We start from the raw sequence: 25,083 nt of genomic DNA on the forward strand, positions 1-25,083 counted from the left end.
GACTCCTCTAGCTAACAGTCGGGAAAATCAAACGTGTTCGGGTTGTTCTTTGAACCGGTAGAGCCTGGCCGGTCGGTGCGGTGTACCTTCTTCGACCCGCCCGGTGTCCACCAGCTGGCCTTGGGCGAGCACATCGCGTCGGAAGTTCGCCGGATCAATTTGTTCCCCCAAAATTGCCTCGTGAACGCGACGCATTTGGGCCAACGTAAACTCTTCGCTCAAAAATCTGTGGGCCACCATCGAATACTCCGTGCGTTGCCGCAGACGCCACACCGCGTAATCAATAATGTCTGCGTGATCAAACGCCAATTCGGGTAAGCGGTCAATTGAAAACCATGCGATATTGGCATCCGCGCTGGCCACGAGCGCTTCGGAAAATTCTGTGACCGCGTTCTTCCCCGCGGTGGCCACATCGCTTGCGACATCACGAGATGGTTCCGTCGTCGGATCCACGGCCAGATCAAGCTCGCCGTATAACCCCCAGTAGGCAATCGTCACCAAACGTTGTGCCGTAGCAGACCGGGTCGTCGCGCCGAACGTAAATAATTGTTCGAGGTAACCGGGGGAGCGCAGCACTGACTCGTGCAGGGTGCGTGCGGCTGTGTGATAGAGATCTTCATCCCAGGGGATCGGTCCGCCGGGCAGCGCCCATAAATCATCAAACGGCGGACGGGTGCGACGAACTAGCGGCAACCATAACGTTGTGGCATGTTCAACGCGTGCACCCTCGCGCCCGGCATACTCGCCCCACGTCGAGATCACATCGCCCGATCGAGGATCCGCCACATTGGCATCCACGGGCGGATGCAGAGCAAATGCGACAGAGGACACCGCAACGGCTGGCGGCATAAAACGCCGCTCCGAGGCACTCGGAGCAGAAAAATTCACCACGCGCTGTCCTTTCTGCGCTCGCGACCAGGGAATCCCACAATTGCCCTTAAGGTCAATCTGACTTTAAGTAAGTATGGGCTGGCACACACGGATTGTCAAGAACATCAGCGGTGCTTATCCACAGTGCGCCATTTCCACCTGACGCCAAAGACCAAAGCAGGCATAATCAGTAATGACATCAACCGAGGTGGTACACCATGTCCGACACTGCACAATCCGTCACCATTCGATACGCGATCATGCCCTCACCGATCGGCGAGCTATTCATCGCCGCGACCGCATCAGCCGTAGTACACCTGGCTTTTGAGAACCACGATTTTCACAGCGTCCGCGCCAAACTCGAAGCTGCCTACGGCATGCCCGTTCAACGCGATGATGCTGCACTCGAGTACGCAACCCAGCAGCTCGCTGAATATTTCGCGGGAACGCGGAAGTACTTTGAACTCCCAGTCCAACAGCCGGCACCCGACCGGTTCATGACACGGGTACAGCAAAATTTGTCGAGCATCCCCTACGGCGAAACCCGGTCCTATGGGCAATTCGCCACACAGCTCGAAAATCCCGGCGCTGCGCGCGCAGTGGGCAGTGCATGCGCACGCAACCCCATCCCGCTAATCCAACCGTGTCACCGAGTCGTCAGATCAGACGGCAGTCATGGTGAATTCAGCGGCACCGCCGGTGCAAAACAATATCTACTGGCCTTTGAACGAGGTGAACGCCCCAGTGCGCCAACATCCTAAATATCCCAACGTACTCATCGACGACGACGGTGTCGCCCGTCCAGCGTGGGCTACGACGAACCCGGTGCTACAGGAGTATTTCGACACCGAATGGGGTCGAGCGGTGCGGGACGAACAGGGAGTCTTCGAGCGGCTGAGTTTGGAAGGTTTTCAAGCCGGACTGTCCTGGTTGACGATTCTGAAAAAGCGACAGGCCTTTCGAGACGCTTTCTCGGATTTTGATCCAGACGTGGTGGCGGCTTTCACCAATGACGACGTCGAGGAGCTTATGTCGAATACAGGTATCGTGCGTAATCGACAGAAAATTCTGGCCGTGATTACTAACGCGCAAGCAACAATTGGGCTTCGGAAGGACGGAGGGTTATCCCAGCTTATTTGGTCCTACCGTCCGGCTGAAGATCCTGTGCTGGACGCCGAAGGGAACCCGCCGACCCAGTCACCGGAATCCGTGGCGTTGGCCAAAGAACTGAAAAAGCGTGGTTTTCATTTTGTTGGGCCGACGATTCTCTTTGCCATGTTTGAAGCGATCGGAGTGGTGAATACCTTTCCGTTTCGCGAACCAGTCACTCTTTCGAAGACTCTGGGCGCCAACTAGCCTGGGAGGACACCCAACACTAAAGGAGTGAAATCATGAGCGACCTTAAAGGCCGTCGCATAGCTTTTCTCGTGACCAACGGTTACGAGCCGTCCGAGCTCTACTCACCGTGGGATACCGTCGTTGAAGAGGGCGCCGAAGCAGTTCTCGTCTCGCCAGAGTCAGGAGAAATTAGCGGTGGAGACCACTCCCAAAAAGTGGATCTTGACGTCGCCGAAGCCAACGTCGAAGATTTCGATGCGCTGGTACTACCCGGCGGAACGAAAAACGCCGATCAAATTCGCATGAATACCGATGCAGTCAACTTCACACGGGCATTCTTCGATGCAGAAAAAACTGTGGCTTCCATCTGCCACGCTGCGTGGATCCTGACCGAAGCCGATGTCCTCAAAGATCGCAACATGACAAGTTACCCCAGCCTGCAAACAGACCTACGCAATGCTGGCGCGAACTGGGCAGACGAAGAACTCATGGTCGACGGAAACCTGAATACCTCCAGGACACCGAAAGATTTACCAGCCTTCAACGAGGCAATCGTCAATAAACTGACGGAACAAAACTAGACAGTCTGAAAACCAACGAGACGGGCGGATGAGCGAACTCATCCGCCCAAATTTTGTCTTCTCGCCTCATGACATGCGATTAGACTGGGGCCAATTGAAACCCGCAGCGAGCGAAGGGCCCCTATGTCCGACATCACCCGCGAGCAGCTTGTCCACCTCGCCGAACTAGCACATCTGGATTTGACCGAGGAAGAACTCGACCGCGTATCGGGAGAACTCGACGGCATTTTGAAAACGGTTGAACGCGTTCAAGAAATTAGAACGGAAGAAGTGCCAGCCACCTCGCATCCGGTTGCGCTGCACAACGTGTTCCGCGATGACGTAGTGCGCGGTGTCCTCGAGCAACAGCAGGCTCTGGCCAGTGCCCCAGAGACCGAATCGGGGCAATTCAAAGTCCCGGCTATTCTCGACGGGGGATCAGAGTCATGAATCCCGACCACATGATCCGGTTGACTGCCCTGCAGATGGCGGAAGAGCTCAACAAAACTACCTTTACCTCCGTTGAACTTACCAAGGCTCACTTTGACCACATACGCCAGATTGACGGTACAGCCCAGGCTGGTATTCACGCCTACCTGCACCTCAACGAAGACGATGCCCTAGCTGTTGCGGCCGAAGTCGATCGCTTGCGAGCAGCAGGAGGCGCCGATGCGGCGGCACTGCACCCGCTGGCAGGGGTACCTATTGCGATCAAAGACAATATTGTGACCTCGCAACAGCCCACAACGGCCGCTTCGAAAATACTCGAAGGGTGGATGAGCCCTTATGATGCGACCGTGGTACAAAAAGTACGTGATGCCAAACTGCCTGTGCTCGGCAAAACCAACATGGATGAATTTGCCATGGGATCGACCACGGAGTATTCAGCCTATGGCGTGACTCGCAACCCGTGGGACCTTGAACGGGCACCGGGTGGATCGGGCGGTGGTTCCGCCAGCGCAGTGGGCGCCTACATGGCACCGCTAGCATTGGGGAGTGATACAGGCGGTTCGATCCGCCAACCCGCATCCTTCACCGGCACCGTCGGAACGAAACCAACCTATGGTTCCGTCTCCCGATACGGGCTGATCGCGATGGCGTCTTCGCTCGACCAGATTGGGCCGGTCGCCCGCACGACAGCCGATGCCGCGGCACTGCATGAGTTAATCGCCGGCCACGACCCGAAAGATTCGACCTCGCTGATCACTGAGTGGAACGATCTCGCCTCCGCAGCACAGACCAGAGATCTGACGGGTGTGCGGATCGGTGTGCTCGAGGAGCTTCAAGGCTCTGGCTTCTCCGAGCAGATTCAGCAACGCTTCGACGAAGCACTACAATTGTTGCGCGATGCTGGCGCTGACGTTGTCGCTATCGACTGTCCCAATATGAGCTATGCGCTGCCCGCCTACTACCTGATCGTGCCATCGGAAGTGTCGTCGAATATGGCGCGGTTCGACGGTATCCGCTTCGGTAATCGCGTGGTGCCAGAGGCCGACAGTACCGTCAAAGAGGTCATGGCCGCTACCCGTGCGGCAGGCTTTGGCGACGAGGTCAAGCGTCGGATCATCCTCGGGACGTACGCCCTTTCGGCCGGTTATGTTGAGGAATATTATGGTTCGGCGCAGCGCATCCGCACGCTTGTGCAACAAGATTTTGCGCGTGCCTTCGAAAACGTTGATGTGCTGATCAGCCCAACGACGCCAACGGTGGCAGTGCCGTTAGGCGAACAGGTTTCGGATCCGGCGTCCATGTATGCCAACGATGTCGCAACCATCCCGGCAAATCTGGCTGGTATTCCGGCAGTGTCTATCCCGGGTGGTATGGCTGAGCACGACATGCCAATGGGGATCCAAATTCAGGCCCCGGCCACACGGGACGCGGTCGCATACCGTGTGGCCGGTGGGCTGGAAGCGCTCCTGGAAGATAAGTGGGGCCGACCGCTATATCAGCAGGCGCCCGAGGCGACCACAGCCGCGACGGCAGGAAGGCAAGACTGATGGCTACCAAACAACTGCCCAGCATCGATGAGGCCCTGGCTGCATTTGACCCCGTTCTAGGCTTTGAAGTGCACGTCGAGCTCAACACAGCAACCAAAATGTTCTCCTCGGCGCCAAACGGTTTTGGTGAGGAACCGAACACCAGCGTGACTGAGGTCGACTTGGGGCTTCCCGGGGCGCTGCCTGTGGTAAGCTTCGAGGCCGTGGACTACGGCATCAAGTTGGGGTTGGCCCTGAACTGTTCCATCGCCGAAACCTGCCGTTTTGCACGAAAACATTATTTCTATCCCGATCTGCCCAAAAACTTTCAGACCTCGCAGTTTGACGAGCCGATTGCGTTCGATGGTTGGGTAGATGTCGAATTGGACGACGGTGCCATATTTCGAGTCGAGATCGAACGTGCTCACCTTGAAGAAGACGCGGGCAAACTCACACACGTCGGTGGCACCGGTCGGATTCAAGGTGCCGAGCATGCTCTGGCGGATTACAACCGTTCAGGGATTCCACTGGTTGAGATTGTGACCAAACCGATTGTTGGGGCGGGCAGCCGCGCACCCGAGTTAGCGCGGGCCTATTTGATGACCATTCGTGACATCGTCAGAAGCCTCGACATCTCCGATGCTCGCATGGAACATGGCAACTTGCGCTGTGATGCCAATGTGTCACTGATGCCCAAGCACGCTGACCACTTCGGAACTCGCACCGAGACGAAGAATATCAACTCGATGCGGGCAGTGAAGCATGCCGTGACCTACGAGATGCAACGACAAGCAGCCCTGTTAGCCGAAGGAAAAACGGTCACCCAAGAGACACGGCACTGGCATGAAGCGACCCGTTCGACGACCGCTGGACGGCCGAAATCAGATGCCGACGATTACCGGTACTTTCCGGAACCAGATTTAGTGCCGATCCACGTTGACCAGGCATGGATCGACCGACTCAGCGCTGCCTTACCCGAGCCGCCCCATCAACGTCGTAAGCGGCTGAAAGCAACCTGGGGATACTCGGATGAGGAATTTCGCGATGTCGTCAGCGCGGATGTGATGGACGCGATCGAAGAAACCATCGCAGCCGGCGCGAGCCCTGCCGCTGCTCGCAAATGGTGGATGGGAGAAATTGCCCGGTTGGCCAATCATGCCCACGTGCCGATAGCTGATATTGGCATCAACGCCGAGCACGTGGCCGAACTCGACGGTCTGATCCAACAGAACATCATCAACGATACAATCGCCAGACAAGTTCTGGGCCATATTGTTGCGGGCGAGGGCAACCCGAGGGAGATCGTGGAGAACCGTTCAATGGCGGTGGTCTCCGACGACACAGCGCTGACCCGAGCCGTTGATGCAGTGATCGAGCAGCACCCGGATGTCGTCGCGAAGATTGTCGGCGGTAAGACCCAGGCGATTGGTGCACTCATCGGGCCGGTCATGAAGACTACAGGGGGCCTAGCCGACGCTGGGCGAGTCCGTCAGATCATCATAGAGAAGCTTGACCTCAACGGGTGAGTGATGACGTGACGTGGTGTGTAGGTGATAATAGGAGTTATGGCATCATCAGAACAGCACTCAACGGGACAGCGCATCGGTCAAATACTCAGTGCGACAACAGTGGCGGTAGCTGGCACCGTGGCCGCGGTGTATGCGGCCAACCGCCTGCGTCGGCACCGTCAAACACAAGACCTGTTGGACTCGCTACCACCCGCAACGAACGTGTCAGCGGAAGACTCTCAAGAAGAACCAGACTTGGCGCTGAAACCTGATGTCGACGAGCGTGTCGACCCGCAGGGACCAGTCACCGACGACGCTCCTTCTGATCAATTGGAAGCGCTGACAGTTGAAGAGCTCTATCTTCTGGCACAAGAGCGCGACATCATCGGACGGTCAAATATGCGCAAAGCCGAGCTGATCGATGCGCTGCGTGCCAAGGAAGCAAACTAATTCGGAATTTATCGCTAGATGTGGCACAATGTTTGAGGTGTTGATGATCAATCAACATTCCGCCTTGGTGTAACGGCAGCACGCCAGCCTTTGGAGCTGTGTGGTCTAGGTTCGAATCCTAGGGGCGGAACACCGCATCGCGGTTGAGAAATAGTGCCTTACGATCAAAGGTGAGATTCCATTGAGTTCTTCTTCTCCCGCGGCTGTAATCGTGTTGGCAGCCGGTGCTGGCACACGAATGAAATCAGATCTACCAAAAATTTTGCACTCCATGGGTGGGCGATCCCTCGTTGGACATGCTCTTGATGCTGCCACGAGCCTGGACCCAGACCATCTCGTAGCGGTCGTGCGTCACCAGCGTGAACGCGTGGTTGACCACGTGCTGGAACACAATCCCCAGCTGGTCATCGCAGATCAAGATGACATCCCAGGAACCGGACGTGCGGTCGAACAAGGGCTCGAAGCCATCGGCGCAGTCGACGGCACAGTGGTCGTCACCTACGGCGACGTACCATTGCTCACCCCGGAAACGCTGTCCGCGCTGGTTGCCGAGCACCAAGATGCCAAAAACGCGGTGACAGTACTGAGCGCCAATGTGCCAGATGCCACCGGCTATGGTCGCATCGTGCGCGATGACAATGGTCTCGTAACACAGATCGTCGAGCACAAAGACGCGCTGAAGCTCGCCGAAGACACCGGTGACTCAACCATCGCTGACATCACCGAAATCAACTCCGGCATTTACGCTTTTGACGGTGCCGTTCTGGCGCGCACCTTGGCGCAAGTCAGCACCGATAATGTTCAAGGCGAAAAGTATCTGACCGATGTCCTTGGTCTTGCTCGCGCTGAAGGCGGTCGCGTGGCAACATATGTCACCGAGGACCTCATGGAAGTCGAAGGCGTCAACGATCGTACGCAGCTGGCAGCGCTGGGTGCGGAACTCAACCGTCGTCTTGCCCAGCGTTGGATGCGTGCCGGTGTCACCATCGTGGATCCGACGACCACCTGGATCGATGTCGATGTCGAGCTGGCACAAGATGTCACCATCAAACCCAACACTCAGCTCCACGGCACCACAAAAATTGCCACGGGCGCCACCATTGGTCCCGACACAACACTTGTGGACGTGGTCGTCGGCGAAGCTGCCACGGTTCGTCGCACTGAAGGTACCGAAGCCGTCATCGGGCAGGGCGCCAACGTCGGCCCATTCACCTACTTGCGCCCCGGCACGGTCCTTGGCGACACCGGAAAAATCGGCGCGTTTTATGAAACCAAAAACGTCAACATTGGTCGCGGTGCCAAACTCTCGCACCTCGGGTACGCCGGCGACGCAGACATTGGTGAAAACTCCAATATCGGTTGCGGCAACATCACCGCCAACTATGACGGGGTGAACAAACACCGCACCGAGATTGGCGCTGAAGTGCGCACCGGTTCGAACACGGTCTTTACCGCACCGGTAGCAATCGGTGACGGAGCCTATACCGCCGCAGGTGCAGTGATTCGCCAAGACGTCCCAGCGGGTGCTCTGGCAATGAACGCGGTGAAGCAGCGGACGATTGAAGAATGGGTCTTAGAGCGTCGCCCCGATTCCGCAGCAGCTAAGGCCGCTCGGATAGCCAACGAGAAGTCATAATCTTTCCCACTATACTGTTGGAAGCCTGTAGCAGGGTCTACAGTTGAAACCCCATACACATCGCGAACGTTCTAGGGAGAACTTGGTTGAGCGAAATCGTCACCAATGAGAACAAAAAGCTCGTGTTGGCTTCGGGCCGTGCACACCCGGAGCTTGCCGAAGAAATCGCAGAGCACCTCGGCACCGAACTCCTGCCGTTGGACGCCTACGACTTTGCAAACGGTGAAACCTACGTTCGCCCCGGCCAATCGGTCCGCGGTAAGGATGTCTTCATCTTGCAAGCACACCCTGCCCCCATGAACAACTGGGTCATGGAACAACTGCTGCTGTGCGACGCCATGAAACGTGCCTCTGCCCGACGCATCACCGTCGTGTCTCCGTTCTACCCATATGCACGCCAAGACAAGAAGGGTCGCGGTCGCGAACCCATCTCGGCGCGTATGATGGCGGATCTTTACGTGGCAACCGGTGCGAACCGTATCATGACCATGGACCTGCACACCTCGCAGATTCAGGGCTTCTTTGACGGACCGGTGGACCACCTCTTTGCTTTCCCCATTCTGGCCGACTACATTCGTGGCCGGGTGAACGTCGAAGAGGTCACCGTGGTGTCACCCGATACCGGACGTGTCCGTGTGGCTGAACAGTGGGCTGAACGTCTCGGCGGTGCACCACTGGCCTTCGTGCATAAATCACGTGACCTCACCCAGCCCAATAAAGCCGAATCCAAGACTGTTGTCGGACAGGTCGAAGGACGCACCTGCGTGCTCATTGACGACATGATTGACACCGCCGGCACGATTTCCGGTGCGGTCAAGATCCTCAAGGATGCTGGCGCAGCCGAAGTCATCATCGCGGCAACCCACGCGGTCTTCTCCGATCCAGCAGCCGAACGACTCGCAAATTCCGGTGCGAGTGAAGTCGTCGTCACCAATACCTTGCCGATCCCACAAGAGAAACGATTCGAGAACCTCACCGTCCTGTCCGTTGCTCCGATCCTGGCCAACGCGATACGTGAAGTCTTCGAAGACGGCTCGGTGACCAGCCTATTTGACGGCAACGCCTAACGAGTTCGTCGGCAGCGCTGACGAATGCTATAGTGGTGAGTCGTTGCCCAGGCGAGGGAGTCTCACCCACTCCGTGATCGACGAGGCTTTGCAGACACTCTTGTGTCGTTCTGCAGTTCCTGCCTGGAAAATAGAAGTGCACACGCACTTTGGACTACTACAGGAGGAATCATTATGGCTGTTGAATACATTGATCTGTCAGTCGAAACCCGCACCGAATTCGGTAAGGGCGCATCCCGTCGTGCACGCAGTGCAGGCTACATCCCAGCGGTCCTCTACGGACACGGCGAAGAACCACGTCACTTGCTGTTGCCACGTCACGAAGGTTTCTTGGCCTTGCGCCACGCAAACCAGCTGATTCGCCTCATTGAAGGTGACTGCAAAGAACTCGTGCTGCCAAAAGACATCCAGCGCAACCCACTCAAAGACGAGATCAAACACGTGGACCTCGTCCACGTGCGCCGTGGCGAACGCGTCACCGTTGACGTCTACATTGAAGTCACCGGTGAAGTCGCACCAGAACACACCTACGTCATGGACGTCACTACCGTGGCTGTTGAAGCTGACGCACTGGATCTGCCAGACAACGTCACCATCGACATGACCGACCGTGAAGCCGGCGACCACGTCTACGCTCCAGACGTTATCCTGCCAGAAGGTGTCACCATTGCAGAAGATGAGGACTACCTCATTGCAACCGTTGACCTCGTCACCGACCAGGATCTGGGCGAAGAGACCGACGAAGACGGTTCCGGCGAAGTCCCAACCGTTGCCGAACAAGACGCTGAGAACCAAGAATAAGACCGCAGAGTTGACTACTCAGGCAACAGGAATACTCGATCCCACCGCCGGTCCAGTACTGGTGGTGGGATTGGGTAATCCCGGCGACCGTTATGCCGCGACCCGCCACAACATTGGCCACATGGTGGTCAACGAACTCGCCGATCGCAACTCTCAGCGATGGAACGTGCACAAAGCCGGTGCTGCGGTCGCTGAATTTCGGTTGGGTATCGGCGGTCCAAAAATAATTCTTGCCAAACCCGCCACCTACATGAATCTCTCGGGCAAACCTATCGCTGCCCTGCTGAAATTTTTCAACATCGGTCCCGAAAATTTGATCGTCATTCATGACGAACTCGACATCGACTTCGATAACCTGCGTATCAAACGCGGCGGGGGAGAAGGCGGCCACAACGGATTGAAATCCACTACACAGGCGCTCGGTACCAAAGACTACCTGCGCGTCAGAGCTGGTGTCGGCCGACCACCCGGACGAATGTCAGCTGCAGACTACGTGCTGCGGCCATTTTCATCCACCGAACACGAAACGCTGGCACTGCATATCGATCGAGCCGCCGACGCGGTGGAATCACTGATCGAACACGGCCTCACCGTGACCCAAAACCGGTTCCATCAAAAGTAGATGAAACATTTCGGCGAGATGCACCTCTTCGGATACATCTCGCCGTGTGACGTTAGTTTCGGAAAACTTAGTGGTCTTTTAACCAGGCTTCGAGTTTCTGAGTCAACCCATTGAGCAATTTGCCGACTTGTGGTTCGGCCAATTGTGCGACCTTGGATCCCACCAGCGGTATCGATGATTTGACGCTGCCTTCAGTTTCTACGACAGTAGCTGTACCACCTTTGGCAGGGAACAGCTTAATGGTCGCCTTCGCGGTGGCTTTGACCATAGAAACCTTGATGGTGACATTGGCATCGCGTGAGCCGTCCTCGGCTGCCGCCGACCAGGCTTCTTGCTGTTCGACGCTGATACGTCCTTTAGCGAAACGCTGCACAGCAGAAGGCAGCTTCTGTGCAAAGTCTTCGCCATTGACCGTGCGCGTAATGTCGACTGCAACGGTATCGGCAGCTGCTGGCTGAGCTGGTACCACAGAAAATTTGTCAAGATCGGCACGGAATGCCTCCGATGCATACTCCTGAAAATCACGACTTATGAGACCGTTAAATACTTTTTCAGGGGCGTATGAGATGGTCGTGGTTTCGTTGAAGGCCATGTGCTTCCTCTCTATTACTCGACAGCAGTGGATGCTGAGTGAGTGTAGACGGTGACGCTGTGAAAACGGTTATGCTTATATGTGCGCCGGATGTGAATATTACCAGGATATTGGAAGTTAGATTTGTCTGAAAATGCCGTGTTATCAGGGCTCTTACCCCATCTCGAAACCGACACCGCCGTCGCGGCGATGCGATCTTCGATTACACGGTCCGAGCGTACCTCGGACCTATCTTTAACTCTGCCGGATGGTGCACGCGAAGCCGTGACCGCTACGCTTGCCCAGGCTCTCGACTCTTCGACGTTTCAGACACCCGTGGTATTGCTGGTCACTGCAACCGCGCGCGAAGCCGAAGACCTCGCCCGCGGGCTAGGTTCGTGGATGGATGCTGACAGCATCGGACACTTCCCGTCCTGGGAGACCCTGCCCCACGAACGACTCTCACCGCGCAGTGACACCGTGGGTGAACGTATGGCGATCTTACGCAAACTGGCGCATCCGGGCCGAGATGGCCAACTGCCGCTGAAAGTACTGACCGCACCGGTACGCTCGATCGTCCAGCCCATCGTCAAAGGACTCGGCGACCTGGAACCGGTGTTGCTAAAGACCGGTGACTTCTACGATTTCGACCAGGTCGTCCAAGACCTCGCCAACGCCGCGTATTCTCGCGTCGACATGGTTTCACGTCGCGGGGAATTCGCGGTACGGGGCGGTATCATCGATGTCTTTCCGCCCACCGATGCTCACCCGTATCGTATTGAATTTTTTGGCGATGAGGTCGAAGAGATCCGCTACTTCTCGATCGCAGATCAGCGATCGCTCGTCGACACATCCGAAGATGGTTCCGAAACGCCGACGAGTGTCTACGCACCACCGTGTCGTGAACTCTTACTGACTGATCAGGTCCAGCAGCGTGCACGCGACCTCCAAGCATCCATGCCAAATGTCTTGGAAATGCTGGAACCCATGTCGAATGGGCTCGCTGTGGAAGGCATGGAATCTCTGGCACCGCTGGTCACCGAGATGGAATCGTTCATAGACGTTCTGCCCGAAGGCTCGGTCACCATTATGGTCGAACCAGAAAAAGTGCGTAGCCGCGTCCATGACCTACTGACTACCAACGAAGAGTTCTTAGAGGCCGCCTGGGCTGCAGCCGGCGAAGGACTCGCCGCCCCGGTAGAAAACCAACAGGAAGCCGGCGGTTTTGCAACGCTGGGCGATACCCGCGCCCAGGCCTTGGAACGCGACCAGGGCTGGTGGCAATTTACCGCCTTTGAACTGGACGAAGCGTTGGATACCACTGTGCTGCGTAGCGACTTCAACGCACCTGCGCAGTTCGCCGGTGATGTACCGGCACTCATGGAACACGTGGGCGATCGGCTGAAAAACCAATGGTCCATCGCGGTGGCCACCCACGGGCCTGGACCGGCCCGCCGACTGGCCGAACTGTTTTTAGAGCAGGGCCACACCGCAACCGTGGTCGAGCACATCACCGATGTTGCACCAGCCCAGATTCAAATCACCGTGGCCTCCTTGGGGTCAGGGTTTGCTTGGGCACAGCAACGGCTGGCCGTGGTGACCGAATACGATCTGTTCGGACGCCAAGCCGCAGGTACCCAGCGTGGTGAAAAACGTTCCCTCGCGCGTAAACGTCGCAATGCCGTGGATCCGCTCACCCTGGAAGAAGGCGACTTCGTGGTGCATAGCCAGCACGGCATCGCGAAATTTATTGAGCTTGAACGACGCAAAGTGGCCGGTGCCCGATCGACCGCCGGAGAAGAAGGCTACCGCGAATATCTGGTCTTAGAGTTTGCCCCGTCGAAACGTGGCGGTGCAGGGGATCGTCTCTTTGTGCCGACTGATCAATTGGACCAGGTTTCGCAATACGTTGGTGGCGATGTCCCGACCTTGTCGAAGATGGGCGGCTCCGACTGGGCTCAGACCAAGTCCAAAGCACGTCGTGCTACCCGTGAGATTGCCAAAGAGCTCATCCAACTGTATTCGGCACGTATGGCAACTTCGGGACACGCTTATCCACCGGATACACCGTGGCAGTCAGAGCTCGAAGAAGCCTTCCCCCATATGGAGACGCCTGACCAGCTCACGACGGTCGAAGAAGTCAAACACGATATGGAAGCCGAAATCCCGATGGACCGACTGGTCGCCGGTGATGTCGGCTTTGGGAAAACAGAAGTTGCTGTTCGGGCGGCGTTTAAAGCCATTCAGGATGGTAAGCAGGTAGCACTGCTGGTGCCCACCACGTTGTTGGCGCGGCAGCATAATGAAACTTTTACCGAACGGTTCGCTGGCTTCCCACTGACCGTGCGCGCTCTGTCACGCTTCCAAAATGCGAAAGAAACGCGCGAAACACTCAACGGGCTCGCTGAAGGAACCGTCGATATGGTCATCGGCACGCACCGGTTGTTGTCCAACGAGGTCCAATTCAAGGATCTGGGGCTCATCATCGTCGATGAAGAACAACGCTTTGGTGTGGAGCACAAAGAAAAACTCAAGCAAATGCGCACCAACGTTGACGTCCTCGCGATGACGGCGACCCCAATTCCACGCACCCTGGAAATGTCGATGACCGGTATTCGTGAGACGTCAACACTGGCGACACCGCCGGAGCAACGCCACCCGGTACTGACCTACGTGGGGCCGTACACCGATAAGCAGATTACGGCAGCCATCCGACGTGAGTTGATGCGTGAGGGACAGGTCTTTTACGTGCACAACCGCGTCAATACCATCAACAAAGTGGCCGCCCGCATCCAGGAATTGATACCGGAGGCACGAGTAGCCGTAGCCCACGGACGCATGGGCGAAAGCACACTAGAACAGATCATGGTCGACTTTTGGGAGAAAGAGTACGATGTACTTGTTTCTACGACCATCATCGAAACCGGCTTAGACATTGCCAATGCGAACACACTGATCATTGAAGATGCCCACCGGTATGGGCTGTCACAACTCCACCAGTTACGCGGTCGTGTAGGTCGTGGCCGAGACCGGGCCTACGCCTACTTCCTCTACGACGCAGGCAAGCCCCTCAACGAGGTCGCGATGGAACGCCTCAAAGCCGTTGCAACACACAATGAGCTGGGCTCTGGTTTGCAACTGGCACAAAAAGACCTCGAAATTCGTGGTGCCGGCAACCTGCTCGGCGGCGAACAATCCGGTCACATCGCCGGTGTGGGTTTTGACATGTATCTGCGCATGGTCGGTGAAGCCGTGTCTGATTTCAAAGGCGAAGAAGACACCACCCCTGAAGAAGTTAAAGTCGAATTGCCCGTCAACGCGCACCTGCCACACGACTACATACCGGGTGAACGACTACGCCTTGAGGCTTACCGGAATCTTGCCCAAGCGGCCGATACCGATGCCGTCAACGCGGTCGTTGAGGAACTCAAAGATCGCTACGGAGCGCTGCCAGAGGCCGCCGAGAACCTCGTCGCAGTCGCCAACTTCCGTAATACTGCCCGAGAGTATGGCATTTACGAAGTCATGTTGATGGGCAAGAACATCAAGTTTGGTCCGGTGGAATCCTTGCCAGACTCTCGGGCGATGCGGTTGAAACGCATGTATCCCGGCGCCACGCATCGTCCTCCGCTCAAAGCGCTCATGGTGCCGAGACCGAAAACCAAGGCGGTCACCGGTAAAGAGCTGGTCGATGCAGACTTACTCGAGTGGGCGGGCGAATTTATTGCCACCATTTTCGGTGATAACTAGCAGGACTTAGAATGTTCGATCCCGGAAAAGCTTCGGTTCTTGCGGAGCACCAGACAGCAGACGTGCTGCGGGAGTGCTGTTGATCAACAGGGCTATCACAAAGGACAACACGATGGAGACGACGACACGCAAGAAGAATTGGTAGAGCGTGTCGTCCCCATAATCATGCTGGTACAGCCAGACCAGGACGAGCCCGTGGAAGAACACCACCGGGGTGCCGGTGCGTACCAGGCGGGACACCGTCGCTTGTGCGGCTGGGAATTTCTGAAGGAGATCGTTGATCCAGGTGGCAAAGAGCAAAATAAACCCGATGGTGACCGCGATGGCAATCAACGGTGTGAGACCGGGCGCCCCGAAGTCTCCAGATTGAATGTAGTGAGCGCTGATGTCGAATCGCCAGGTTACGAACAGCGCTGCTGATACCAGGGCAAGCCCGCTGATCGCCAGAACGTGCGATGAGTACTTTCGTACAATCGGCATCACGAGTTTGCGCAGTAATTCGCCGACCAACAGGTAGAATATGACAGGCCACGCCAGTCCGAGGCGTAGTGGCGTATCGACGAGCGGATGTGTCTCCAGGGTGCCGTTGTCTACCATCGCCGAAAATACGTAGGTGGTGACCAGACCGGCCACGGCAACCAGCCACACGACGGTGGTGCCAAAACGTTCTAAGAAGCGACGCAGAAGGGTCGCACCAGCCAGGGTGGTGATAAACCACGCTGCCATCCAGAAAATCGACTGGCCAGACCCGCCAGCCCACCCGGAGTGGAGATGCTCGAGGATAAGGTCTGTACGGTCCCACATGCTGACGATTAGCCAGATGGAGATGATGACCGACCACGCTAAATACGGGATGATGAGGGTGTCCCAGCGGCGTATAAACTCAACTTTTAGGGTTCGTCCGCTGGTAAAAAAGAAGCCCGACAGCATGAAGAATAACGGCATGCGCCACATCGTGAGTAGCTCATCGTTCGGGAACGCACCGGCGTGACCAACCACAACCATCATGATGGAAAAGACTCGCAGTAGATCGATGCCGATATTGCGAGGAACACGTGTGGTGGACATAGATTCGTTTCAGAACTTTGGTGGCAGTGGACGGAAGCTTACTGCAAACCTTACTCACAAAATGGTGCCAGAGCGGTCAGCACAGTCCGGTGCCACACAAAAAATCGCGGCACCCAGAGTGACCTCGGGGTGCCGCGACAAAAATTTCGTAGATCAGCTTACATATTTGGTGACTTGGTCTCGTGGACCGGGTCGGTGATGAAGTCATGATCAACGGTGTTGGAATGGCCCATGAGCTGTTTCGGAATGAAATACGCCAGTGAACACAGGACCATAACACCCGACATCGGAATCCACACGTTGTAGAAGTCAAGCGTGTTGAACATGTACAGTCCGCCAACAAACAAGACGGATACGATAGCAGCTGCTATCAAGTTCCCTGCGGTACTGCCCTGGCCGGAGTAATCAACCGGTTTACCGTCACGAATCAAGGGGACACCTCGTGCTTTCAGAAAGGGTTACTGTCGCCAGCATAGTCTGGTCGACACGGCGATGATGTGTTGTTAACTAAGAATAGCGTACGTTGAGCTGGCACCGAGCCTGGTTGCGCCGGCCTTTAACATATTGAGTGCGTCGTCGCGGGTACGTATCCCGCCGGATGCCTTCACTCCGATGGACTCGCCGACGGTACTACGCAGCAGCTGCACGTCTTCAACTATGGCTCCACCGGTCCCGAAGCCGGTGGAAGTTTTAACATAGTCGGCTCCTGCCTCGACGGCTGCTTCACACGCCAAGACTTTGGCCTGATCGGTCAGGGCTCCCGTTTCGAGAATGACTTTGACGAGCACATCGTGGTCATTGGCCGCGTGGACTACGGCGGCGATGTCTTTGACGACCTGTCGTGTATTGGAAGCTAATGCTGCGGCTTGGTCGATGACCATATCGAGTTCATCGGCACCGTCGTGGATCGCTTGTGATGTCTCGAATGCTTTGGTTTGTGGGGCGTGGGCTCCGGTGGGAAAACCGATGACGGTGCAGACTTTGACGTCGGTTTTCTTGAGGCGTTCGGCTGCCCGTGCAACCCAGATCGGCTGAATGCAGACCGAGGCCGTGCCATAATTTGCTGCTTGGTCGCAGAGATTATCAATATCTTGTGCCGACGCCGTCGGCGACAACAGCGTGTGATCGATCCTCGCTGCCAATTGGGCAGTCTCTAACGTATCCACCTGGGTCGGGTTGAGTGGTGCAGTATTGGACACGGTCCCTCCTTATTCGAAATTGGCGAAGTTGGCGGCTTCGTCGCGTAAACGTTCCATGGCGGCCTGCACAGTCTCCAGAGCTGTTCCTGGTGCAGCGGAGACGGACAGATAACATTTTACTTTTGGTTCTGTACCCGAAGGCCGAATCATCAACCGGGCAGCGACCAGCGCTTCGGTAGAAAATTCCAGCATATTCATAGGACCGTACTCTTGGGCCAATTCTGCATCCAAGCTGTGGTAATCCACGGTACGCAGCGGACTCTGCCCGGCGAGTGTCAGCGGCGGGTTTGTGCGTAAATTCTCCACAAGTGTTGCGCCAACGCCGGGCGTCTCGACGGGCACCGACACCTGATCGGTCAGCGTTGGCCCGATCAGCTGGTTGAGTTCTACGAGATACTCCACCAGCGTTCGGTCCTCGGCTTTCAGCTCGGCTGCCAGATCAGCAAGAATGACGGCGGCGCTCATCCCGTCTTTATCATTGACCAGGTGCGGGGCAACAGCATAACCTAGCGCTTCTTCGTATCCGTAGCCCAGGTTTTTCACCCGACAGATCCACTTGAAACCGGTGGGTGTTACCTGATGCGCTACCCCGTGAAGCGTGGCGAGCTCAGCGAGCTGTGGTGCCGAAACTACCGAATTGGCTGCAATGAGGCCTTCGTCAAGCAACCGTGGCATCAGCCGGGCGCCCAGCAAGAGTCCCACCTGATCCCCGGAGAGCCGCCGCCACTCGCCGGCAACTGGTACCGCAACAGCCAGACGATCTGCATCCGGATCGTGGGCGATGATGATATCAGTATCCGGTAAGGAATCTGCCGTGGAGATGGCCAGATCCAACGCACCGGGTTCTTCCGGGTTGGGGAAGGCCACGGTAGGGAAGGTGGGATCTGGTTCGACCTGTTGGCCTACCAGCGACAAGGTACCAAAGCCGGCGGATTCCATCAGCTGACAAAACACCGCCGCGCCCACTCCGTGCAACGGAGTGTAAACGATGTTTAGCTCTGACCGGTTAGTTGAGGCATAGGGTGCCTCCAGAAATGCCGTAACAGCCTCGATGTAGTCATCGACAATATGCGAGGTGACTTCTTCCCAGCCTGACTCGGCGAGCGGTGGGAGCTCGTCAGCGAGATTCCAGCGTTCAATATGTTGAGAAATTTCTTCATCGGTGGGGGAGGTAATTTGCGCGTATGCACCGGCCGAGTCGTTGTCACCAACGAGTCGCGCACCAAGATATACCTTGTAGCCATTATCGGTAGGTGGATTATGCGACGCTGTGACCATGATGCCCACATCAGCTTGCAAATGCTTGAGCGCAAACGCCAAGACCGGGGTGGGGACGGTCGTGGCCATGAGTTTGACGCGGCAACCGGCCGCGGTGAAAACCGCGGCTGAATCGATGGCGAAATCCTTTGACCCGTGACGCGCATCGTACCCTATGACTACGACGGGCTGATTGCATCGCTCCAGTGCAAAATCCGCGAGCCCGGCAGCTGCCCGACGTACGACCACCCGATTCATGTGGGCGGGGCCCGGACCAAGTGGGGCGCGTAAACCAGCCGTACCGAACGTCAGATAGCCAGCAAAGCGGGCGGTCAGGGAAGTGATCGCCCAGTCTTCACCAGCTTTGGCAGCTGCGATCTCCTGGGTCAACACGTCAGCATATTGTGGGTCCAGTGCCGCCCAAGCTTCGGCTGCGGTCAGAAGTTCGTCCATGCTAGATCGCCTGAATGATGTCGGCTAACAGTTTTGAAACCCGAGGTGCTGCAGCTTCTCCGGCAGCAATTACATCGGCGTGTGACAGTGGCGCATCCGTGACGCCGGCTCCGGCATTGGTCACCAGTGACATCCCCAAGACTTCCAAACCGACATGACGAGCTGCAATCGTATCCAGTGCGGTCGACATGCCCACCAAGTCACCACCGAGTTTGGCCGCCATCGACACCTCTGCGGGGGTCTCATATTGTGGCCCAGCAAACTGCACGTAGACGCCTTCGGTCAGGCTGGGTTCCACCTGTTTGGCGATAGCGCGTAACCGGGTGGCGTAGGCATCTGTCATGTCCACAAATTCCGGACCCGCCAGCGGGGTCGTGCCGGTCAGATTGATGTGATCTGAAATCAGAACCGGTGTGCCGGGCTGAAGATTGGGGTTCAAGCCGCCGCAACCGTTGGTTAGCACGACCGTGCTGGCTCCGGTCGCGGCAATTGTGCGCACCACATGAGCGACCGCTTGGGCATCCCGGTTGGCATAAAAATGTGTTCTGGAACCAAACACCAGCACATTGAGACCGGTGGGCAGTCGAACCGAGGTAATGTTCTGCACGTGACCGGCAACTCCGTCACCAGCAAGCCCCGGAACCTCAGCAAAGGAGACTTCACCGTTGATGTCACCCAGCGCGTCGACCGTATGGGCCCAGCCAGAACCCAGCACTATACCGATATCGTGGTGGGCTATACCCAGTTTGTCCGCTAAGACCTCGGCGGCCTGCCGTGCTAGGTCAAATCCAGGATGGTCACCGGTTAAAAACTCTTGTGTATCGCTCACAAGCACCACTGTAGCCCCGCTGCAGAACAAAACCAATGCAATACAAGCGCGTATCGCGTAGTGATTGTGCATTCCGTGATGAAAGAGACCAGAATAGACCCGTGAGCACTTTTGAAATTGTCCCTCGTCCGTCCATCACCATCATCGGCGGTGGCCCCGGTGGTTACGAAGCCGCCCTTGTGGCCTCGAAATTCGGCGCCGAAGTCACCCTCATTGAACGCAATGGCATTGGCGGGTCAGCAGTGCTGACTGACGTGGTGCCCTCGAAGACCCTGATTGCCTCGGCTGATTCTCGTCGCCGCGTGTTGCGTGCTCCGAGTCTCGGACTGCAGTTCGATGCAGCATCCGTGCGATCCAATATGGAACTCATCGATCGCCGGCTCCTGCGCCTAGCAGCCGAACAATCCGAAGATATCCGACGTGGCTTACAAAACAATGGTGTGCGCATCATGATGGGCGAGGCCAAATTCGTCGAGCAGAATGTCGTGGAAGTGACCACGATGGAAGGTGACGTTGAACAGGTCACCTCGGACGCAGTCTTGATCGCAACCGGTGCCTCTCCTCGTGAACTCGACACCGCACAACCCGACGGTGAACGCATTTTCAACTGGAAACAGGTGTATGCGATGGACGAGCTGCCGGAGCATATGGTGGTCGTCGGCTCTGGTGTCACGGGCGCGGAATTTGCCTCGGCCTACCAATTGCTGGGTTCGAATGTGACGCTGGTGTCTTCGCGTGAGACCTTGCTGCCAGGTGAAGATCCCGATGCTGCCAAAGTGCTCGAAGACGCATTTTCCGAAAATGGGGTCAACGTCATCTCTCGGACCCGCGCCGAAGCAGTCACCAGAACGAAGGACGGCGTCCGAGTGGACCTCACCGCCGGGGGATACGTGGAAGGGTCACACTGCCTCTTGGCCGTCGGTGGCATACCGAATACCAGCCAGCTTGGACTTGAGGACATCGGAGTCGATCTGACCGCGTCTGGCCATATCAAGATTGACGCGGTCTCTCGTACCTCAGTGCCTGGTGTATATGCGGCTGGGGACTGTACCGGTCGGCTCGCACTGGCCTCTGTTGCCGCGCAACAAGGCCGCATTGCGGTGAACCACATCCTGGGCGATGTGGTCAAACCGTTTTCGCGCAACCAAGTGGCCTCCAATATTTTCACTTCCCCCGAGATCGCGACCGTGGGCATCACCGACGAAATGATTGCTACCGGTGACTACCAAGTGGATGAATACATGATTTCGATGTCGACAAACCCGCGCGCGAAAATGATGAACGTCGACGAAGGGTTTGTGAAAATCTTCGCTCGTCGGGGCTCGGGCCATGTGGTTGGTGGTGTCATCGTCGCACCGGGGGCATCCGATCTCATCTATGCGCTGTCGTTGGCGGTCTCGCAGAAACTCCATGTCGATGATCTGGCTGACACCTTTACGATTTATCCATCGTTGACGGGCACAGTGGCAGAAGTTGCGCGACAGTTACACCGCAGAGAAGAGTTCTAAGCGCTGCACCACCGCATTGTGATCTCGACTACAATATGAGACGCCAACCTCTTGCTCATTGAGTTAATTATTATTAACTTAGATGGCAGTCGTCTTGTACCTCGTTGGGAGAAATTTTGCGCGATAACATTCTGTGGGAGCCAAGCCCGGATACGATTCAGGCCACCGCGATGCATGAGTTCATGCAGGCCATGAATACCAAACACCATCTTGCCATGGATACCTACCTGGATCTGTGGAACTGGTCGGTTTCTGAGCTCGAACAGTTCTGGACGGATATCTGGGAGTATTTCGATATCATCGGGGAAAAACCCGCCGGCCCCATGGTCCAAGGAGACATGCCGCATGCGCAGTGGGCGCAGGGCGCCAGGGTTAACTACGCCGAAAACATTCTGCGTCATGCTGCGACCATGGCAGACCAAGAAGCCATCGTGGGACTCGATGAATCCCTGAACCGTACCGCGTTGACGTGGAAACAGCTCAATGAACAAGTCGGCGCGCTGGCACATCACCTTCGTTCAATCGGTATCAGACAAGGCGATGTTGTTGCAGCCGCGCTCCCAAATATCCCCCAGGCGATTGTCAGTCTGCTCGCCACAGCAGCCGTGGGTGCTATCTGGTCGGTGGTTAACGTGGATTTTGGCGTCCCCGGTATCGTCACCAGGTTCAAACAACTTCAGCCCAAAGTGCTGCTCACCATCGATGGACTCGAACTCGGTGGGAAAGTGCGCGACCAAATCGGTGACCTGGACGAACTGCTCGGGGAACTCGACAGCGTCACCCATCACGTGTTGGTGGAGAACACCAAGACCAGTGCCGCCGATACCGTGCAGCACATTGCCAGCAAACACAACGTCGACACCGCAGTCTTCGGCGACGTCGTAGCAAATGGCCAAGAACCAGAATTTGCGGCCGTCGATTTTTCCCATCCATTGTGGGTCCTATACTCCTCCGGCACGACGGGCACGCCCAAGGGAATTGTTCAGAGCCAGGGTGGCACCGTATTAGAAATCGCCAAATCGTTTGGTCTGCACTACAAGGTAGGCCAGGGTGAACCGGTCTATATTTCGACCTCGACTACCTGGATGCTGTGGAATATGTTGGTCGGCACGTTGATCAGCGGTGCCAAAGCCGTGACCTATTCTGGCGGAGTGTTTGTCGGGGGAGCCGGCCGCCAGTTCGAGATCCTGCAGAAAGAACAGGTCGCGATGTTTGGTTGTGGCGCGGCCATTCTCACCGGGGTCCAAGATGCCGGTATCGTGCCCAAAGACCAATACGATCTTTCACGGCTCACCGACATATTAGTCTCGGCATCCCCCTTACCAGCACACACCTGGAAATGGGTCTATGAGGCGGTCAGCCCAGATGTTCGGTTACGGTCAGACTCCGGCGGGACCGATGTCTGTTCGGTCTTCGTTGGTTCCAACCCCATGGATCCGGTTCGCACCAATGAACTGATGGGCCCCGCGCTGGCAGTGGCTGCAGATGTGTATGACGACGCCGGGCGCTCGGTCATCGATGAAGTTGGCGAACTCGTCATCACCAAGCCCATGCCCACCATGCCGTTGTACTTTTGGAATGACCACGACGGTTCCCGATATCGCGACGCGTATTTCAGCGAAGACCCACATATTTGGTACCACGGAGACTTCGCGACCCAAACCGAGCGTCAATCATTTGTTATCCACGGCCGTTCTGATGCCACCCTCAATCGTGGTGGCATTCGCATGGGGTCAAGCGACCTCTACCAGGTAGTGAACGCGATGGAGAGCGTTTCTGCTTCGATGGTGATTGGTGCTGAGCTGGATGACGGTGATTACTACATGCCGTTATTCGTAGTGCCCGCTGATCCGCAGAGTGATCTTCAAGCGTTGAAAGACGATGTCGTCGATGCCATTCGAACTGAACTGTCACCGCGTTATGTGCCCGATGAGATCATCATTGCTCCGGGTGTGCCGATGACCAAAACTGGCAAACTCATGGAAGTCCCGATCAAACGCGTCTTACAGGGCATGGAGGCTCAAAAGGTGTCGCAAGAGAGCGCTGCAGATCCCTCGGTGTTGCAGTGGTACCTGGACTACGCTCAGGATTACACCACGGCATAACCACTTGTTACCTGTTCGAGATAAAGCATGACGCCCAGGCAAATATGCCTGGGCGTCATGCCACATCGTGATCTACTCAGATCTCAAGGGGTGTTAGCGTCGGGTTCGTTGAATCTCATCTGTGTCGAGGTTCGACAGTGAGCGGTATTTGGTTTCTGGGCTCAGGGCCAAGAAGATCAAGGTAATGAACGCTGCTGCTGCCAGATAGTAGCCCACGTAGGAGACATCAAAGGCTCCCATCAGCCAGGTGGCGATGAACGGGGTCAACGCTGCACCCAGAATGGACGATACGTTGTAGGCAATACCCGAGCCGGTGTACCGGGTTTCAGTTGGGAAGAGTTCTGGCAAAATGGCCGACATCGGGCCGAATGTCAGGCCCATCAATGCCATACCAACGATCATGAATAAGACCATGCGTGTGGTGTTCAGGGTCCCATCATCGCTGACGATAATATCGGCGTTGAGCCACCAACCAAACAGCAGCCCAAAGACGATGAGCAGGCCGGTGATGATCAGCATGGTTGGTTTGCGGCCGAATTTATCGGCGAGGTAACCGGACACCGGCACGAACGCGGCAAAGAAGAGAATGGAAATGAGCTGGATGACTAAGAAATCGTTATACGCGGTGCCCAAACCGCCCGTTTCAGGTGCGCCAATTGCATATGACAGCACCCAAGTGGTCATCAAATAGAACAGCACGTAGGTGGCGTACATGATAAAGGTCCCCAAGGTGAGCTGCCACCAGTTCTTGGCGAAGACATCTTTGAGCGGGGCCTTGACTCGTTGATCTTTAGCGATGGCTTGTTTGAATACGGGGGTTTCTTCGAGTGAGAGGCGAACCCATAGTCCGATGCCAACCATGACGATCGAGGCGAGGAAGGGGACACGCCAGACCCAGTCGATGAAGACGTGGTCGGCGCCATCTGCGGCCGAGTCGTAGTTAAACGCCAGGGTGAGGAGCAAAAAGAAGCCATTGGCCAACAAGAAGCCAAACGGTGCGCCGAGCTGTGGCCACATGGCCGCAGAAGCACGCTTGCCGGGTTTGGCGGTTTCGGTGACCAGCAGTGCAGCACCGGACCATTCGCCGCCCAGACCAAGACCCTGACAGAAGCGCAGGATGGTCAGCATGGCAGGAGCCCACAAACCGATCTGGAGGTAGGTTGGCAGCAGGCCGATAATGAAGGTTGCGATACCCATGGTGAGGAGGGCACCGATTAGTGTCGCTTTTCGACCAACGCGATCGCCCATGTGCCCAAAAATGATCGAACCAAGGGGGCGGGCCACAAAGGCTGCACCGAAGGTAGCCATGGAGGCGAGCAATGCGATTTGTGGGTCGTCACCAGGGAAGAAGATTAGAGGGAAGACGGACACTGCTGCGGTGGCGTAAATGTAGAAATCATAGAATTCGATGGTGGTGCCTACGACTGAGGCGAGGATGATTTTCCAACGGGCGACGCCCAAATCATTGTCCTTGATACCATGCGAAGTCTCTGCTGGTTGCGTTGACATCGAGTG

At 56.5% G+C, this 25,083-nt stretch carries 22 protein-coding genes and 1 tRNA gene; 15 read left to right on the forward strand and 8 right to left on the reverse strand.

Going from position 1 to position 25,083, the window contains the following annotated elements:
* Window positions 1-27: 27 nt before the first annotated feature.
* Window positions 28-891, reverse strand: a complete 864-nt coding sequence (locus ACYVJT_RS03435; protein WP_343955481.1) for an NUDIX hydrolase — start codon at window positions 889-891, stop codon at window positions 28-30.
* Window positions 892-1,088: 197 nt separating this feature from the next.
* On the opposite strand from ACYVJT_RS03435, the gene ACYVJT_RS03440 reads away from it, so the two are divergent.
* The 12 genes from ACYVJT_RS03440 (at window position 1,089) to pth (ending at window position 10,828) form a co-directional block, all read left to right on the forward strand.
* A complete protein-coding gene (locus ACYVJT_RS03440; protein ID WP_343955479.1) occupies window positions 1,089-1,631 on the forward strand; it encodes a methylated-DNA--[protein]-cysteine S-methyltransferase in 543 nt (180 codons plus the stop codon).
* A complete protein-coding gene (locus tag ACYVJT_RS03445) occupies window positions 1,615-2,226 on the forward strand; it encodes a DNA-3-methyladenine glycosylase I (RefSeq protein ID WP_343955477.1) in 612 nt (203 codons plus the stop codon). The genes ACYVJT_RS03440 and ACYVJT_RS03445 overlap by 17 nt, the downstream gene beginning before the upstream one ends.
* A gap of 35 nt (window positions 2,227-2,261) precedes the next feature.
* Complete coding sequence (locus ACYVJT_RS03450) at window positions 2,262-2,789, forward strand: type 1 glutamine amidotransferase domain-containing protein (RefSeq protein ID WP_343955475.1); 528 nt, start codon at window positions 2,262-2,264, stop codon at window positions 2,787-2,789.
* Between the two features lie 123 nt (window positions 2,790-2,912).
* Window positions 2,913-3,218, forward strand: a complete 306-nt coding sequence (gatC, locus tag ACYVJT_RS03455; RefSeq protein WP_343955473.1) for an Asp-tRNA(Asn)/Glu-tRNA(Gln) amidotransferase subunit GatC — start codon at window positions 2,913-2,915, stop codon at window positions 3,216-3,218.
* Window positions 3,215-4,765, forward strand: a complete 1,551-nt coding sequence (gene gatA / locus ACYVJT_RS03460) for an Asp-tRNA(Asn)/Glu-tRNA(Gln) amidotransferase subunit GatA (protein WP_343955471.1) — start codon at window positions 3,215-3,217, stop codon at window positions 4,763-4,765. Before gatC ends, gatA begins: the two co-directional genes overlap by 4 nt.
* Entirely contained in the window at window positions 4,765-6,270 is a 1,506-nt protein-coding gene (gatB, locus tag ACYVJT_RS03465; RefSeq protein WP_343955469.1) for an Asp-tRNA(Asn)/Glu-tRNA(Gln) amidotransferase subunit GatB, read from the forward strand. The genes gatA and gatB overlap by 1 nt, the downstream gene beginning before the upstream one ends.
* 39 nt (window positions 6,271-6,309) lie before the next feature.
* The gene (locus tag ACYVJT_RS03470) at window positions 6,310-6,702 is read left to right on the forward strand and encodes a Rho termination factor N-terminal domain-containing protein (protein ID WP_343955467.1); all 393 of its coding nucleotides are present in this window, start codon (window positions 6,310-6,312) and stop codon (window positions 6,700-6,702) included.
* 58 nt (window positions 6,703-6,760) lie between these two features.
* A tRNA-Gln gene (locus tag ACYVJT_RS03475) sits at window positions 6,761-6,832 on the forward strand.
* 45 nt (window positions 6,833-6,877) lie between these two features.
* Window positions 6,878-8,338 carry a bifunctional UDP-N-acetylglucosamine diphosphorylase/glucosamine-1-phosphate N-acetyltransferase GlmU gene (gene glmU, locus ACYVJT_RS03480; RefSeq protein ID WP_343955699.1) on the forward strand — a complete coding sequence of 487 codons (1,461 nt, stop codon included), beginning with the start codon at window positions 6,878-6,880 and terminating at the stop codon, window positions 8,336-8,338.
* Between the two features lie 86 nt (window positions 8,339-8,424).
* Complete coding sequence (locus ACYVJT_RS03485) at window positions 8,425-9,405, forward strand: ribose-phosphate diphosphokinase (RefSeq protein ID WP_343955465.1); 981 nt, start codon at window positions 8,425-8,427, stop codon at window positions 9,403-9,405.
* A gap of 174 nt (window positions 9,406-9,579) precedes the next feature.
* A complete protein-coding gene (locus ACYVJT_RS03490; RefSeq protein WP_343955463.1) occupies window positions 9,580-10,206 on the forward strand; it encodes a 50S ribosomal protein L25/general stress protein Ctc in 627 nt (208 codons plus the stop codon).
* 10 nt (window positions 10,207-10,216) lie between these two features.
* Window positions 10,217-10,828, forward strand: coding sequence for an aminoacyl-tRNA hydrolase (pth, locus tag ACYVJT_RS03495; protein ID WP_343955461.1), 612 nt, complete (start codon window positions 10,217-10,219; stop codon window positions 10,826-10,828).
* Between the two features lie 67 nt (window positions 10,829-10,895).
* On the opposite strand, the gene ACYVJT_RS03500 is transcribed toward pth, so the two are convergent.
* Window positions 10,896-11,420 (reverse strand): DUF2505 domain-containing protein, encoded by a 525-nt coding sequence (locus ACYVJT_RS03500; RefSeq protein ID WP_343955459.1) that lies wholly within the window; start codon window positions 11,418-11,420, stop codon window positions 10,896-10,898.
* A 189-nt stretch (window positions 11,421-11,609) separates the two neighbouring features.
* Here ACYVJT_RS03500 and mfd point away from each other — a divergent pair, with 189 nt between their 5' ends.
* Window positions 11,610-15,149: a transcription-repair coupling factor gene (mfd, locus tag ACYVJT_RS03505; protein ID WP_343955698.1), complete on the forward strand. Its 3,540-nt coding sequence runs from the start codon at window positions 11,610-11,612 to the stop codon at window positions 15,147-15,149.
* A 6-nt stretch (window positions 15,150-15,155) separates the two neighbouring features.
* On the opposite strand, the gene ACYVJT_RS03510 is transcribed toward mfd, so the two are convergent.
* The 5 genes from ACYVJT_RS03510 to ACYVJT_RS03530 form a co-directional block, all read right to left on the reverse strand.
* Entirely contained in the window at window positions 15,156-16,217 is a 1,062-nt protein-coding gene (locus ACYVJT_RS03510) for an acyltransferase (RefSeq protein ID WP_343955457.1), read from the reverse strand.
* A 158-nt stretch (window positions 16,218-16,375) separates the two neighbouring features.
* On the reverse strand, window positions 16,376-16,648 hold the full coding sequence (locus ACYVJT_RS03515; RefSeq protein ID WP_343955455.1) for a hypothetical protein: 273 nt from the start codon (window positions 16,646-16,648) through the stop codon (window positions 16,376-16,378).
* A 72-nt stretch (window positions 16,649-16,720) separates the two neighbouring features.
* Complete coding sequence (deoC, locus tag ACYVJT_RS03520; RefSeq protein ID WP_343955453.1) at window positions 16,721-17,416, reverse strand: deoxyribose-phosphate aldolase; 696 nt, start codon at window positions 17,414-17,416, stop codon at window positions 16,721-16,723.
* A 9-nt stretch (window positions 17,417-17,425) separates the two neighbouring features.
* Window positions 17,426-19,126: a phospho-sugar mutase gene (locus tag ACYVJT_RS03525; RefSeq protein ID WP_343955451.1), complete on the reverse strand. Its 1,701-nt coding sequence runs from the start codon at window positions 19,124-19,126 to the stop codon at window positions 17,426-17,428.
* Window position 19,127: 1 nt separating this feature from the next.
* A complete protein-coding gene (locus tag ACYVJT_RS03530; RefSeq protein ID WP_343955449.1) occupies window positions 19,128-19,955 on the reverse strand; it encodes a purine-nucleoside phosphorylase in 828 nt (275 codons plus the stop codon).
* Between the two features lie 101 nt (window positions 19,956-20,056).
* Here ACYVJT_RS03530 and ACYVJT_RS03535 point away from each other — a divergent pair, with 101 nt between their 5' ends.
* Both ACYVJT_RS03535 and ACYVJT_RS03540 read left to right on the forward strand, forming a co-directional pair.
* Window positions 20,057-21,463, forward strand: coding sequence for an NAD(P)H-quinone dehydrogenase (locus ACYVJT_RS03535; protein ID WP_343955448.1), 1,407 nt, complete (start codon window positions 20,057-20,059; stop codon window positions 21,461-21,463).
* A 116-nt stretch (window positions 21,464-21,579) separates the two neighbouring features.
* Window positions 21,580-23,568, forward strand: coding sequence for an acetoacetate--CoA ligase (locus tag ACYVJT_RS03540; RefSeq protein WP_343955446.1), 1,989 nt, complete (start codon window positions 21,580-21,582; stop codon window positions 23,566-23,568).
* Between the two features lie 93 nt (window positions 23,569-23,661).
* On the opposite strand, the gene ACYVJT_RS03545 is transcribed toward ACYVJT_RS03540, so the two are convergent.
* On the reverse strand, window positions 23,662-25,077 hold the full coding sequence (locus ACYVJT_RS03545; protein ID WP_343955443.1) for an MFS transporter: 1,416 nt from the start codon (window positions 25,075-25,077) through the stop codon (window positions 23,662-23,664).
* Window positions 25,078-25,083: the final 6 nt, after the last annotated feature.

Source organism: Yaniella soli (genome assembly GCF_054782375.1).